The sequence below is a fragment of the Cohnella sp. OV330 genome (assembly GCF_900112065.1).
In the GTDB taxonomy this organism is placed as follows: Bacteria; Bacillota; Bacilli; order Paenibacillales; family Paenibacillaceae; genus Cohnella.
The window spans coordinates 145,309-160,136 of sequence record NZ_FOKE01000007.1 but is presented as its reverse complement, the minus strand read 5'-3'; the positions used below and the strand labels follow the sequence as shown (position 1 = coordinate 160,136).

Genomic DNA, 14,828 nt, shown 5'->3' with positions numbered 1-14,828 from the left:
CGTTATTCCCTCGCTTCCGCGAGCAATGCGTCCGCGCCCTTGCCCAGCAGCTCCTCCGCCACGCGTCGTCCGACCTCGGCCGGATCGCTGCCGGAAGCCGACGCTTTAAGCACCAGTCTGCCGTCTGCAGCCGCGACCATGCCCGTCATGGATACGACGGCATCGGACTCCGCCGACGCTGCGGTCGCATAAGCGCCGATCGGCACCTGGCAGCCGCCGTTCAGCAATCCCAAAAACGTGCGCTCGGCAGCTACCGCGCGCTCGGCGGCGGTATCGTTCAGCATAGCCAGCAGCGCCAGCACTTCATCGTCGGACGCCCGGCATTCAATGGCAAGCGCGCCCTGTCCGACAGCGGGCAGGCAGTCCCCGGGCTCGATATAAGCGGTGATGCGATCGCTCCACCCCATCCGCTTCAAGCCGGCAGCGGCCAACACGATCGCGTCGAGTCCTTCGGACTCCAGCTTGCGAAGCCGGGTGTCGATATTGCCGCGGAGCGATTCGATCCGAAAATCGGGTCGGCGCGACTGCAGCTGCGCCGACCGGCGAAGGCTGCTCGTGCCGATCCTGGCGCCCGGCGGCAAATCCGACAGCGTGCTCGAGGTCAAATTCACGAGCGCGTCGCGCGGATCCTCGCGCGGCGGCACGCATCCGATCACGAGGCCTTCGGGCAGCTCGAACGGCATATCCTTCATGCTGTGGATCGCGATATCGATCTCGCCGCCGAGCAGCGCTTCTTCGATCTCTTTGACGAACAGGCCTTTGCCTCCGACTTTGGACAAGGTCACGTCCAATATCCGGTCTCCCCGCGTTACGATCGGCACGACCTCGAATTCGAGCGGCAGTCCTGCCTCTTCTGCCAATCGCTTAAGCGCATCGAGCGTCTGCCCGCTCTGCGTCATCGCCAGCGCGCTTTGTCTAGTCCCAACCTTGATCTTGCGCATTCGCCGCAACACTCCCCGGTATTTCTTTTCAAATCGTCAGTGGACTTCAAGTTACTAACTATTGTCTCATATTCAGCCGCCAGACCCAAACATCGCCAGCAGGGCTCTATCGAACTCCCTAGTTGGCATTCTCCGAATTCTCAGCATTCTCGGCATGCTTGGCATCCGCCCATTTGCGCAGCATCGCGACCAACGCCTCTGCCTCGGGCAGTTCCGCCATGGACGACCACGCTTCGACAGCGCGATCCGTAACGGCAACTTGCATCAGCCTGCGCCTTTCAGACGCATCGGCGACCTCCGCCAGCACGCGCCGGCGCAGGATGCCCAGCTTTCTCGTCAGTTCGGCATATTCGGGACCGTATCGCTCCCTCAGTTCGCTCGCGATGCGAGCGGACCAAGCCGGCCCGGCGCCCGAGGTACCGACGGTCAATAACAAGCCGCCTCTGCGGACTACGGCCGGCACGATAAAGCTCCCCCTCGAACCGTCCGAGGCGGAGTTTGCCGGGATGCCGCGCCGCTTCGCCTCGTCGCAGATCCAGCCGTTCAACTCGTCGGCACCTGTAGCCGCAATAACAAGCGCGGCACCCTCCAGATCGTCCGGCGAGAACGGCTTCGGCAAGTGACGGATCGCCCCTGCTTCCTTCCACTGACGCAGCCTGGCCGAGACGATCTCGGGGCAGACGAGCAAAATGTCCGCGCCCGCCTCCAGCAAACCGCCCGTTCTTCGCTCGCCGACGGCGCCGCCGCCTACCACGACGCATCTGCTGTGCTCTACGGATACCATGATCGGATAATAGCGCTGCATGCCGTATTCTCCTTTTCTATAACCAACGATGAAAGGATGAGAGCGAATTCGCGAAAAAATCCAATACGAGCAGGACGTAACCGACCAAATTCCATATCGCGCAGCGTCCCGCGTCGTCCCTGCCGATCCACCTGCGCAGCAGATAGAAAATATATACGGCGCCCGCGACGAACGACAGAAGCACCTTCTCGTCCAGAAGCTTGCCATAGTGACCGTCGACGAGCAATGCGGCCGTGCCGGTGGATAGCGCCAGGAGCAGCAGCGGCACGCCGAACAGACCGGATCGAAACGCATACTTGTCGATCGCCTCTAAACTCGGCATGCGGTTCATCACGCTGCCCCATTTCTTCTTTTTCAATCGGTAATTCAGAAAAAGATACATGGCGCCGCATACCGCGGAAACGGTAAGAAGGGCGAAGGCGACCGTAATCAGGCTCACATGGAGGACGAGCAGCCGTCTTGCCACCTCCGACGGAGCCAAGGCGATCTCCCGGCCGGAGCGTTCCATCAGATTAAGGCCAAGCACCGCGAAGCCGACGACGTTCACGAACAACACCAGAAGCTCGGCGCGGACGATCCGGTTCACGGCGAACGACGCGGAAACTAGCAGCCACGATACAAAAAAAACATAGTCGTGTAGCGTCACCTCCGGAACCGCGAAACGGCGCACGAGCAGGTCGACGAGAAACCCCGTCTGCAGCACCCAGACAAAAACAAGCAGCCCTGTGCCGATCCGTTTCCCGTTTCGGTTGCCGTAGGCGGCGTCCGATACGAAAAACAGCAGACTCAGGGCGTAAATATACATGATGGCGTCCGTCAGCCAATTATTCGTTAACATGCAGCACCGCCTCCGGCTTCTCTCGAATCCGGCCAGGCCGGCGATCCGGTCAGCGAAGCGCGCCGGCCAGCTGAGCCAGGAATGATTGAGGCTCCGCGGAGGCGGCTTGCTTGTCGGGCGCGGCAGCAGCGGCTAGGCCGGCTGCGCGCGCCTTTTCCGCCTCCTTCGCCTCGTTCTTGAGGCGAGCGACTTCCTCCTCGAGCGCGAAGAGCTGCACGAAAAGGTCCAACGATGCTTCGCTGCGCTTTTCCGCGGCCAGCTCCTTAACCCGCAGGATCGGGTCGTGGATCATCTGCGTCAGCATGCTCTTGGTCAGCTTGCGGATCACTTTGACCTGCCGCTCGTCCAGTTCGGGCAGCTTGCGAAGCAGGCTGTCCAGCGTCTCCTCGTGAATCGCAGCCGCCTTCTCTTGGAGGCCTCGGATCAACGGGCTGACCCCAAGGGTCGCGTACCATTGCCGGTAGGACTCCATCTCGGCGTCGATCATAACGTCGATGACAGCCGTCTCCTGCCTGCGCTTTTCCAGATTGCTCTCGACGATGCCTTCGAGATCGTCGATGTCGTACAGGTAGACGCCCGGCAGTTCGCCGCAAGCGGGATCGATGTCTCTAGGGACCGCGATATCGATTAAGAACAACGGTCTCTTCTTGCGGCTCTTCATCGCACGCGCGACGACGTCCCTTTCCAGCACAAACCGCTGCGCCCCGGTGCTGCTGATGACGATATCGGCTTCGTCGAGCCGGCGCAGCGCTTCGTCCATCGCCATTGCCTTGCCGCCCATCTTGTCCGCGAGCTCTTCCGCGCGCGAGAGCGTGCGGTTCACGACATACACTTCCCTGGCGCCGCCGGCGGTCAGGTGCTGCGCCGTAAGCTCGCTCATCTTGCCCGCGCCGAGGATCATGACCTTCTTGTCGTCGAAGCGGCCGAAAATCCGCTTGCCGAGCTCCACCGCCGCATAGCTGACGGATACGGCACTCTCGCCGATCGACGTCTCGGTATGGGCGCGCTTGGCGACCGTGATCGCCTGCTGGAACAAACGATTGAACAGCGTTCCCGTCGCCTTGCGCTCGCGCGCGAGGAAGAAGGCGTCCCGCACCTGTCCGAGAATCTGCGTCTCGCCGATGACCATCGAATCGAGTCCGCAAGCTACGCGGAACAGATGACGATTGGCGAGGTCATCCTCGTACATGTAGAGATGACGGTTGAACATCTCGCGGGGCAGGTTGAACCACTGCTCCATAAAAGAGCGAATATAGTGCCCGCACAGCGTATGGCGATCGACGACCGCGTACAATTCGGTGCGGTTGCAGGTCGCGACGATGACGCATTCCAAAATGCCCGTCGTCGCCTTCAGCGCATCCAGCGCCAGCGGCAGTTCCTCGTCCGGAATCGCGAAGCGTTCCCGGACTTCTACCGGTGCCGTTTTGTAGTTCAAACCGACGACTATAAGATGCACGGGACTTCACCTGCCTTTTCCTGAGGTCTGGATGCCGATCATGCGGAGCAAGCGCGTCCGGCTTGCCCGCCAACTAGGACTTATTATAGCATAGCCGGGCGTGCCGGCCCTGAAGATTTGATGAATATTTTGCGACATCCGGTCGATTTCCATATTTCCTATTGTCGTCGTCCGGGTCGCATTCTATTCTTGCCGGCCTATAGTCTGCGGATCGCATTTAAAAAGCCATGGGGACGAGGCCCCATGGCTAACATGCATCATCATCGTCTGTAGGCGCTTCTACTCTTACACCAGTTCGGCTTGTTTGATAGCAGGCTCTTCGACCTGCATCTCGCCGACGCCGCGAATGAGCTTCTTAGCGTAGGTATTCTTCGGCTTGAGTACGTTAACCATGTAGTCGATCGCGAGCTGCGGATCGACCGTCTCGCCGCAAGTGTAGCAGTCGATCGCGGCAAAACCCCGCTCAGGATACGTGTGAATGGAGAGATGGCTCTCCGACAGCATGACGAGAACCGTTGCGCCCTGCGGCTCGAATTGTTTGGCTTGAACCGAGAGAACGGTTGCTCCGCAAGCTTCGGCTGCCTCCACCATGTGCGATTGGAGAAGTTCAGCGCTGTTCAGAAGATCGAAATCGACCCCCCAGGTATCAACCGCAACGTGCCGTCCGAAAGTAGAGTATTCCACTGTTCGGTTCCCCCTTCCTAGGAATAAAATGTGAAGCTGATTTCATCCGCTAGGACCTACGTCATTCACTTCTCGAGGGAATCTGCAAAACAATCGCATTCCATTCCTGAGTGAATCCTGGTTCCTATTGTTTTGTCAACGAAACTAAAAATAACATCTATCGGGGTGAAATGCAACTCTTTTTTTAAGCAAAATATCCCGCTTCTGAAACGACATGCGCATAGGCAGACATAATAAAAAACCCGCCTAGGGAGAAGGCAGGTTCTTCACGGGATTCGTATAGGTAGATTAAGCTTCAAGCGCGAATAGCAATCGGCTATGATGTCTCAGTCGCTCGTCGATCTCCGCGATGCGGTCCGCATCCGTAAGCGTATTGCGAAGGTCGAGCAATTCGTTGACGGCGCCGCGTACGATCGCGATCTCTTCCTCGACCGCGCACAGCTTGTAACGGGACTCCATCGCCGTTAGCGCGCTCTCGTGCTCGAAAACGGTGCGGATGGCGTCGCCCTTGCATTCGACGATGCGTACGACATTGCCGCCTAAGTAATGATAAACCATCGTAAAACCGGGATAAATACGGTTGACGACGGCATCCCCCTTGAACGAGGACACCATCTTGCGCAGCGCGTCGGTAAGACCGGGCTGGACGACTCTGCAGGATAAAGAGCAACGGTAACGGCCGCCGCGACGCTCGAACGTCAAGCGGATCGACTCTCCGCCAGCTTCGTCTTCTAGAACCATTTCTTGGTTGCCGTTCTCCAGCACGAATATCTGCTGGCGCAGCTGCTGCGTTCCGCACAGGGAGGTTAAGCTTCGCATCTCGGCTTCTGTCAATGTCAGACTGGCGTTTACATACTCTGTGGCTACCCGCTTAGCCATAAAAATCTCCTCAATTCCATTTTGTTCACGAAGGTGATGATTCCTTGCCTTTTTAATTATACGACATCCGGCTCGATCTTATCTTCCGAAGAAAACCCGATTTAGCCGAAAAAAGCCGTAAAAATCGATTCCTCCCGGCATTGAACCGTACAATTAACCGTTATCCTCGGTTTCCTGCCGTTCATGCTGCGATTCAGGAGGGGAAGCAACGGGAATATCAGCGGCGTGGGCGATAATGCGCCATAAATCATCTCTACCCTCTCCGGTCTCCGATGAAAACAAAACGAGCGGCGCGCCCTTCGGCATGCCGAGCGTCTCCCGCATGATGCGCCCATGCTTGGCCACCTGATTGCGCGAGAGCTTGTCGGCTTTGGTGCCGACGACGCACAGCGGAATATCGTAATGGGATAGCCACTCGTACATGGAAATATCGAGCGCGGTGGGCGGATGCCGCAGATCGATCAGCTGAATCACGAGCCTGAGCTCCTCCCGCTGACGCAAATAATTCTCGATCATCCGGCCCCAAGCCTCGCGCTCCGACTTGGATACTTTAGCGTAGCCGTAGCCCGGCACGTCGACGAAGTACATTTCTTCATTGATCTTGTAGTAGTTCAATTGCTGGGTCTTGCCGGGCTGCGAGCTCGTGCGGGCGAGATTGCGCCGGAGCAGCAAGCGGTTGATCAGCGAAGACTTGCCGACGTTGGAACGGCCTGCCAGAGCGATCTCCGGCAAGCCGTCAACGGGATATTGCTTGGGTCCTACTGCGCTGATAATAAATTCGCTGGACTTGATTTTCATATGAAGCGGTACACTCCCGTCAATGCGTCCCCATCGGGGGAAGCTCTTCCCTATCGCCCTCTCGCGGCATCGCTACTTCGGCCGTGATCGGCTCATCCCCGCTGGGCAGGTCGCTCAGCTTGGTCGCCATTGCGTGCTCGAGCACCTCGTCCATATGCGCCACCGGGATAAAGGTCATCTCGCTGCGCACGCTGTCCGGAATGTCGCGAAGGTCGCGCTCGTTGTCCTTCGGCAGCAGCACCGTCTTGATGCCGGCTCTGTGGGCGGCGAGCGACTTTTCCTTCAGGCCGCCGATCGGCAGCACGCGGCCGCGGAGCGTGATCTCGCCCGTCATGGCGACCTCGCGGTTCACCGGCCGGTTCGTGAGCGCGGATATCAACGCCGTGGCGATCGTAATGCCCGCCGACGGACCGTCCTTCGGAATCGCGCCTTCGGGAATATGAATGTGAATATCGTTTTTCTCGTGAAACTGCGGATCGATGCCGAGGGCGATCGACCGGCTGCGCGTGTAGCTGAACGCGGCCTGCGCCGACTCCTTCATGACGTCGCCTAGCTTGCCGGTCAGCGTCAGCTTGCCCGAACCGGGCATCACCGTCACCTCGATGACGAGCGTGTCTCCGCCGACTTCCGTCCAGGCGAGGCCCGTAACGGCCCCGATCTGGTCCTCAAGCTCCGCCATTCCGTAGCGGAACTTGGATGGGCCGAGAAACTCCTTGAGCTTCGCGGCGTCCACCACGACGGACTTGACCTCGGCATCGCCTACGATGATCTTGGCCGCTTTGCGGCAGATCGCGGCGAGCTGCTGCTCCAGGTTCCGCACGCCCGATTCGCGCGTGTAGCCCCGTACGAGCTGCATCAGCACTTCCTCATCGATGACAAGCTGCTCTTCCTCGAGGCCGTGGTCGCGCTTCTGCTTCGGCAGCAGATGATGCTTCGCGATCTCGAGCTTCTCCAGCTCGGTATAGCCCGGAATATAGAGAACCTCCATCCGGTCCAGCAGCGGACGCGGGATCTGATGGGCGACGTTGGCCGTCGTCACGAACATGACGTTGGACAGGTCGAACGGCGTCTCGATATAGTGGTCGCTGAACGTGGCGTTCTGCTCCGGATCGAGCACCTCGAGCATCGCGGACGACGGATCGCCGCGGAAGTCGCTCGCCATCTTGTCGATCTCGTCGAGCAGGAATACCGGGTTCATCGAGCCTGCGGTGCGCATGCCCTGGATGATGCGGCCCGGCATCGCGCCGACGTACGTACGACGGTGTCCGCGGATCTCCGCTTCGTCGCGGACGCCGCCGAGCGAGATGCGCACGAACTCGCGGCCGAGCGAAGCGGCGATCGAGCGGCCGAGCGACGTCTTGCCGACGCCGGGCGGCCCGACAAGGCAGAGGATCGGTCCCTTCAGCTTCTTCACGAGCTGCTGAACCGCCAGATATTCCAACACGCGCTCCTTCGGCTTTTCGAGGCCGGAATGCGCTTCGTCCAGAATCTGCTCGGCCTTCGTAAGATCCAGGTGGTCCTCCGTGAAATTGTTCCACGGGAGGGCAAGCAGCCATTCGATATAATTGCGGATGACGGCGCCTTCCGCGGACGAGGCCGGCATCTTTTCGAGGCGGTCGATTTCCTTTTCTACCTTGGCGGCGATCTTCTCCGGCAGCTTCTTCTCCTCAAGCTGGCTCCGAAGCTCCTCAACCTCGCCTGCCCGGCCTTCCTTCTCGCCGAGTTCCTTTTGGATCGCCTTCATCTGCTCGCGCAGATAGTATTCCTTTTGCGTCTTCTCCATCTGCTTCTTGACGCGCTGGCTGATCTTGCGTTCGAGCTCCAGCACCTCGCGCTCGTTGTTCAGGAAGTCGAGGAGCTTTTCCAGCCGGCTGCGCACTTCGACCGTCTCGAGAATCTCCTGCTTGTCCTTGATCTTGAGCGACAGGTGGCTGGTGATGACGTCGGCCAGGCGGCCCGGCTCGTCGATGTCCGACACGGCGGCGAGCGTCTCCGGCGTGACCTTCTTGGACAGATTGATATAGTGCTCGAACTGGCTTAATACCGCGCGCATGAGCGCATCCAGTTCGGAATCGTTCGAATCCGGCTCCGGGAGCTCCCGGGCGACGACTTCATAGAAGCCGTCATTGGGCAAATACTGTTCGATCTCCGCGCGGACGACGCCTTCGACCAGCACGCGAATCGTGCCGTTCGGCAGCTTCAGCATCTGCCGGACCTTGGCGATCGTGCCGACGCGGTAAATGTCCTCCTGCGTCGGTTCTTCGATATTGATCTCCGACTGGGAGCAAAGCAGGATCATGTGGTCGTCGATCATGCATTGCTCGAGCGCCTTGATCGACTTCTCGCGGCCTACGTCCAGATGCAGCACCATGCTGGGGTAGACGAGCAGCCCGCGTAGAGGGAGCAAAGGCAATGAACGGCTCTTCGTCTTGTTCGAAGCCATAAGGACGGCACCTCCTCAAGCCTAGCCGATAACGGCGTGGCCCGGTATGGTTAGGGTCGCCAGTAGCCGGCGGCTAACCCTTCAGTCATTGTATCAAAAGAAATTGCGCGCCGCAAAAAACAGAGCGGCGCCGCCCGAAGGACGGCGCTCGTACCGGCAGTCGGAATCAAACCGCTTAAACGCCTGCGCCAGGCGCGGGGCGTCCGTCTCCATGCAGCGGAGCGCGAACGTTCTCGGACGGATTCGGGGAAGCGGGCGATCCGGCATGAAGGATCGATAAGGGGGCCGCCGCCGTATAACCGTCGGCCGGCATCGGCCGATCCGCGGTCTCGAGCTCGCCGGGGAGACGGAGCGGCGCCGGACCGAACACGCGAACGAACACTTCCTCCACCGTCTCGACGGGAACGACTTTGACGCCTTGCAGCCCTTCGAAAATCGCCTGCCAGTTCTCTTTCGGAATGAGCACCGTGTCCGCGCCGGATTGGAAGGCCGCCTCGACCTTCGCGAGCACGCCCCCGACCGGCTTCACGCGGCCGTGGATGCTGATCTCCCCCGTCAGCGCGAGCTTGTTGTCGATCGGCTGGCCCGTGATCGCGGAAGCGATCGCGACGGCCATCGCGATACCGGCCGACGGTCCGTCGATCGGCGTCCCACCGGGGAAGTTGATATGCAGGTCGTAATTTTCCGGCCTGAGACCAAAGGTGCGAAGCACGGTCAGCACGTTCTCGACCGATCCCTTCGCCATGCTCTTGCGCCGCAGCGTGCGCTGGCCGCCCCCGATCTCTTCCTCCTCGACGACGCCCGTAATCGTATAGACGCCCTTGCCCGGAACCGCCGGGATGGACGTCACCTCGATCTCGAGCAGCGCGCCCATGCTCGGCCCGAACACCGCCAGGCCGTTCACGAAGCCCACCGCGGGCTTGTCGGGCACCTTACGGTCCGGTCGCGGCGGCAGCTGGCTGCTGTTCACGACCCATTCGAGATCGGAGGCCGAGATTCGCTGGCGATTTTCAGACAAAGCCAACCCCGCCGCCAGTTGGATCATATTCACGGCTTCGCGGCCGTTGGTCGCGTAATGCTTGACGACTTCGACGGCTTCCGGGTCGGCCGGCAGACCGATCTTTGAGACCGCGTTCTGGGCGATCTCGCCGATCTCCGACGGCAGCAGCGGCCGGAAGTAGATCTCCATGCAGCGGCTGCGCAGCGCCGGCGGCAGCTCGCTCGGCGATCGCGTCGTCGCGCCGACGAGCCTGAAGTCGGCAGGCAGCCCGTTCTGGAAGATGTCATGGATATAGAGCGGAATGTTCGGATCCTCCGCATGATAATAGGCGCTCTCGAGAAATACCTTGCGATCCTCGAGAACCTTGAGCAGCTTGTTGATTTGGATCGGGTGCAGTTCGCCGATCTCGTCGATGAACAGGATGCCGCCGTGCGCCTTGGTGACCGCGCCCGGCTTAGGCTGCGGAATGCCCGCGACGCCCATCGCGCCGGCGCCCTGGTAGATCGGATCGTGAACCGAGCCGATCAGCGGATCGGCGATGCCGCGCTCGTCGAAGCGGGCGGTCGTCGCGTCGATCTCCGTGAACTTCGCTTCGAGCCTGAAGGGCGACGAAGGATTTTTTTTGGCCTCTTCCAGCACGACGCGCGCAGCGGCCGTCTTGCCGACGCCGGGAGGCCCGTAGACGATGACGTGCTGCGGATTGCCGCTGCACAGCGCGGCCTTGAGCGCGCGGAGGCCCTCGCGTTGTCCGACGATATCGTTCATCGACACAGGACGCGTCTTTTCCGATAGCGGCTTCGTGAGCGAGATGGACCTCAGCTTGCGCAGCTTGTCCATCTCCTTGCGCGATTCCCGGTCGACGGCCGTCTTGTTCGTTTTTTGATTGCGAAGCAGATTCCAAAAGTAAATCCCGATTACGACGGCGAAAAATACTTGTACGAGCATCAAAACGGTGCCCAGTGCCATATAACCTCATCCTCTCTACTAGCGTCGTGGATCCCACGTCCGTCCAACCGGCAAGCTGGCAGCATAATTCTTAGTATTGCCCGGTTGGAGGCGGATATAGTCATGCGAGGATGAGGTTGGCAGTCAGCGAGCAAATCGCGCCCTGCTGCCTAAAATGGCTGCGCGCTTAGCGACTGTCTGGGATTAAGCATGCGCAGCGTCCATTTGAAGCGCGCTCAGCTCGCGCGCCAGCTTCAGGCAAGACTCGGCGCACTTGAAGCAAGCTTCCGCGCAACGCCGGCAATGCTCGTGTTCGTGCTTCGCGCAAGCCTCTCCGCAGCGCTGGCACGCTTCCGCGCACAGCAGCGCGAGTTCCCCGCGATAGCTGCTTCGCATCGTTAGCGCCTGCGCCGTGAACGCGCACAGGTCCGCGCACTCCCGGTCGAGCCGGATGCAGTCCCGCATTTTATCGATGTGCGTCTCCCCAAGACATGCGTCGTAGCATTCATTGCAAGCTTTTACGCAAGCGAGGCAGTCCTCGATACAGGATTCCATGCTTTTGATTATCGCTTCGGCCATGTTGATGCATTCCTCCTTCTCGACGCTGATATAAATGTTTCCGCTTGCTCTTTTTACCCAAAAGCGGCCGATCCGATTGGCGTCGCCTCGTGCCTGCCTGGATAACGCAAAAAAGCCCCGCCAAAAGCGGGGCCTTCCCAATGCCGCATTCGACGGCGATTCTAAGAAATGCTCAAAGCGTGCCGGTGCCGGCCGCGACGCCGGGCTTCGGCGCATGCTGCTTGCGGCCCGGAATCTCGCCCGTCTCGGCGTACACGGCCGCGATGTGGTCGATCTCCTTCTTCAGCTCGCCGACGAGCTCGGCCTCCGGCACCTTGCGGATCATCTCGCCGTAACGGAACAGCATGCCTTCGCCGCGGGCTCCCGCGATGCCGATATCGGCCTCTCGCGCTTCGCCGGGACCGTTGACCGCGCAGCCGAGCACGGACACCTTGATCGGCACCTTCAGCTTGGACAAATACTCTTCGACCTCGTTGGCCACGGAGAACAGATCGATGTCCAGGCGGCCGCATGTCGGACAAGAGATCAGCGTCGGCGCGTCGGTGATCAGACCGAACGTCTTGAGCAGCTCTCGGGCGACCTTGATCTCCTCGACCGGATCCGCGCTGAGCGAGATGCGCATCGTGTTGCCGATGCCGGCGTTCAGCAGAACGCCGAGACCTGCCGCGCTCTTGACGGTGCCCGAGAACAGCGTGCCTGCTTCGGTAATGCCCAAGTGGAGCGGATATTTGATAACCTCGGCCGCCTTGGTATACGCTTCGATCGCCATCGGGACGTCGGATGCCTTAAGAGAGACGATAATATCGTGGAAATCCAGTTCTTCGAGAATGCCGATGTGGAACAAGGCGCTCTCGACCATCGCTTCGGCGGTCGGATAGCCGTACTTCTCGAGCAGATGGTTCTCCAGCGAGCCCGCGTTGACGCCGATCCGGATCGGGATTCCCCGCTCCTTGCACGCCTTGACGACTGCCTCGACCTTCTCCCGGCGCCCGATGTTGCCCGGATTGATCCGGACCTTGTCGATGCCGTTCTCGATCGCCAGCAACGCCAGCCTGTAGTCGAAGTGAATGTCGGCGACGAGCGGAATGCTGATCTGCTTTTTGATCTCCTTGATCGCGGCAGCCGCTTCCTTGTTGTTAACCGTCACGCGAACGATCTGGCAGCCGGCCTCCTCGAGACGCTTGATCTCGGCCACCGTGGCCGCGACGTCCGCCGTCTTCGTCGTGCACATGCTCTGCAGCACGACTTGATTGTTGCCGCCGATCGTCAGGTTGCCGACGCGGACCGGCACGGTATCCGTACGCAAATACATGGTTCAGTTCACCCCGTAAAAGGCATAAGTCCACCCCGCCTCCGCACGGCGTTCGCGAGGGGGCGGGGTGGATCTTGAGCGGAATAGAGGCGCCTTAAGCGCTCTCTTCTTTTTTCTTCGTTTTCTTGTTGGTCAGCTCGGGCGCGATCTTGTCGCGGACGACCTTCTCGGTGATGACGCAAGTATTGACGTCGTCGCGGGACGGCACCTCGTACATCACTTCGAGCATGATGCCCTCGATGATGGCGCGCAGACCGCGGGCGCCCGTGTTGCGCTTGATCGCTTCGCGGGCGATCTCTTCGAGCGCGCCCTGCTCGAAATCGAGCTTGACGTTGTCCATCTCGAGAAGCTTCTGGTATTGCTTGACCAGCGCGTTCTTCGGCTCGGACAGGATGCGTACCAGAGCGGGCTCGTCGAGCGGCTCCAGCGAAGAGATGACCGGCAGACGGCCGACGAACTCGGGGATCAGGCCGAACTTCAGCAGATCCTCCGGTTGTACAAGGGACAGATATTCGCCCGGCTTGAGCTCCTTCTGTCCTTCGAGGGCCGCGCTGAAGCCGATGACCTTTTTGCCGATCCGGCGCTTGATGATCTGCTCGAGGCCGTCGAAGGCGCCGCCGCACAGGAAAAGAATGTTCGTCGTGTCGATCTGGATGAACTCCTGATGCGGGTGCTTGCGTCCGCCCTGCGGAGGCACGGAAGCGACGGTGCCTTCGAGAATCTTCAGCAGCGCCTGCTGGACGCCTTCGCCAGATACGTCGCGAGTGATCGACGGGTTTTCGGACTTGCGGGCCACTTTGTCGATCTCGTCGATGTAGATGATGCCGCGCTCGGCCTTTTCTACGTCATAGTCCGCAGCCTGGATCAGTTTCAGCAAAATGTTCTCGACGTCTTCGCCAACATAGCCGGCTTCCGTCAGGGAAGTCGCGTCGGCGATCGCGAACGGCACGTTCAAGATCTTGGCCATCGTTTGCGCGAGCAGCGTCTTGCCCGAGCCCGTAGGGCCGACGAGCATGATGTTGCTCTTCTGCAGTTCGACGTCCTCGATCTTGCTTTGCGAGTTGATCCGCTTATAGTGATTGTAAACGGCGACGGACAGCGACTTTTTCGCTTGCTCCTGGCCGATGACGTACTGGTCCAGAATATTGCGGATCTCGATCGGCTTCGGAATATCCTTGAGATCGAGCTCTTCCTCGTGTCCGAGCTCCTCCTCGACGATCTCCGTGCACAGCTCGATACACTCGTCGCATATATAGACGCCCGGTCCGGCTACCAGCTTGCGAACCTGATCCTGCGACTTGCCGCAGAAGGAACATTTCAGCTGGCCCTTCTCGTCGTTGAATTTAAACATGGAATCACTCCTTATACGTTGGTCGGAGAAGAGATGACCTTGTCGATCAGCCCGTAAGCCTGCGCTTCGTCCGCACTCATAAAGTTATCGCGGTCCGTATCGCGCTCGATCTTCTCGTACGGCTGTCCGGTCCGGTCCACGTAGATCTTATTCAGCTTCTCCTTGGTCTTGACGATCCAATCGGCGTGAATCTTGATATCGGAAGCCTGCCCCCGCACGCCGCCGAGCGGCTGGTGGATCATGATCTCGCTGTTCGGAAGCGCGAAGCGCTTGCCGGGAGCGCCCGCCGTCAGCAGCAGAGATCCCATGCTCGCGGCCATGCCGACGCAGATCGTGCTCACCGGAGGCTTGATGTACTGCATCGTATCGTAAATACCCATGCCGGCCGTGACCGAACCGCCTGGGGAATTGATGTAAAGATGGATGTCCTTCTCCGGGTCTTCTGCGGCGAGGAACAACAGCTGGGCCATGATGAGATTGGCGACATCGTCATCAATCGCACTGCCTAGAAATATGATTCTGTCCTTCAGCAACCGCGAGTAGATGTCATAAGACCGCTCTCCGCGGTTAGTCTGTTCAACGACCATAGGGACCAATGCCATACGCGCCAACCTCTTTTCTGAAATGGACTTCGCGATTCGGTAATATTCTAACATGTTCATACCCGAATGTCATGTCGGCGAAAAAACCGCGCGGTTCGGGCTTATTTCCAGCATATGTAGGGTTAAAAATGAGGCACGCGATGATCACGTGCCCCATGATTATGAGCCGAAAGCCGACTTCGCGTCGGTCTCGGC

13 protein-coding genes are annotated in these 14,828 nt (G+C 59.7%); all 13 read right to left on the bottom strand.

Annotated features, from left to right (window positions below; translation table 11 throughout):
• Window positions 1-2: 2 nt before the first annotated feature.
• Window positions 3-941 (bottom strand): hydroxymethylbilane synthase, encoded by a 939-nt coding sequence (gene hemC, locus BM235_RS17805; protein WP_090115577.1) that lies wholly within the window; start codon window positions 939-941, stop codon window positions 3-5.
• A gap of 118 nt (window positions 942-1,059) precedes the next feature.
• Entirely contained in the window at window positions 1,060-1,746 is a 687-nt protein-coding gene (locus BM235_RS17800) for a precorrin-2 dehydrogenase/sirohydrochlorin ferrochelatase family protein (protein WP_090115576.1), read from the bottom strand.
• Window positions 1,747-1,762: 16 nt separating this feature from the next.
• The gene (locus tag BM235_RS17795) at window positions 1,763-2,584 is read right to left on the bottom strand and encodes a cytochrome C assembly family protein (protein ID WP_090115575.1); all 822 of its coding nucleotides are present in this window, start codon (window positions 2,582-2,584) and stop codon (window positions 1,763-1,765) included.
• Window positions 2,585-2,633: 49 nt separating this feature from the next.
• The gene (hemA, locus tag BM235_RS17790) at window positions 2,634-4,040 is read right to left on the bottom strand and encodes a glutamyl-tRNA reductase (protein ID WP_090115574.1); all 1,407 of its coding nucleotides are present in this window, start codon (window positions 4,038-4,040) and stop codon (window positions 2,634-2,636) included.
• 285 nt (window positions 4,041-4,325) lie between these two features.
• The gene (speD, locus tag BM235_RS17785) at window positions 4,326-4,724 is read right to left on the bottom strand and encodes an adenosylmethionine decarboxylase (RefSeq protein ID WP_090115573.1); all 399 of its coding nucleotides are present in this window, start codon (window positions 4,722-4,724) and stop codon (window positions 4,326-4,328) included.
• A 288-nt stretch (window positions 4,725-5,012) separates the two neighbouring features.
• On the bottom strand, window positions 5,013-5,603 hold the full coding sequence (locus BM235_RS17780) for a non-ribosomal peptide synthetase module (protein WP_090115572.1): 591 nt from the start codon (window positions 5,601-5,603) through the stop codon (window positions 5,013-5,015).
• Between the two features lie 153 nt (window positions 5,604-5,756).
• Window positions 5,757-6,401, bottom strand: coding sequence for a ribosome biogenesis GTP-binding protein YihA/YsxC (gene yihA / locus BM235_RS17775; RefSeq protein ID WP_090115571.1), 645 nt, complete (start codon window positions 6,399-6,401; stop codon window positions 5,757-5,759).
• A gap of 19 nt (window positions 6,402-6,420) precedes the next feature.
• On the bottom strand, window positions 6,421-8,844 hold the full coding sequence (gene lon / locus BM235_RS17770; RefSeq protein ID WP_090115570.1) for an endopeptidase La: 2,424 nt from the start codon (window positions 8,842-8,844) through the stop codon (window positions 6,421-6,423).
• Between the two features lie 175 nt (window positions 8,845-9,019).
• Window positions 9,020-10,810, bottom strand: coding sequence for an ATP-dependent protease LonB (gene lonB / locus BM235_RS17765; RefSeq protein ID WP_090115569.1), 1,791 nt, complete (start codon window positions 10,808-10,810; stop codon window positions 9,020-9,022).
• A gap of 183 nt (window positions 10,811-10,993) precedes the next feature.
• Window positions 10,994-11,368, bottom strand: coding sequence for a four-helix bundle copper-binding protein (locus BM235_RS17760; RefSeq protein ID WP_090115568.1), 375 nt, complete (start codon window positions 11,366-11,368; stop codon window positions 10,994-10,996).
• A 172-nt stretch (window positions 11,369-11,540) separates the two neighbouring features.
• Window positions 11,541-12,680, bottom strand: a complete 1,140-nt coding sequence (ispG, locus tag BM235_RS17755) for a flavodoxin-dependent (E)-4-hydroxy-3-methylbut-2-enyl-diphosphate synthase (protein WP_090115567.1) — start codon at window positions 12,678-12,680, stop codon at window positions 11,541-11,543.
• 94 nt (window positions 12,681-12,774) lie between these two features.
• Entirely contained in the window at window positions 12,775-14,031 is a 1,257-nt protein-coding gene (clpX, locus tag BM235_RS17750; protein ID WP_090115566.1) for an ATP-dependent protease ATP-binding subunit ClpX, read from the bottom strand.
• 11 nt (window positions 14,032-14,042) lie between these two features.
• Entirely contained in the window at window positions 14,043-14,633 is a 591-nt protein-coding gene (gene clpP, locus BM235_RS17745; RefSeq protein WP_090115565.1) for an ATP-dependent Clp endopeptidase proteolytic subunit ClpP, read from the bottom strand.
• Between the last annotated feature and the right edge of the window lie 195 nt (window positions 14,634-14,828).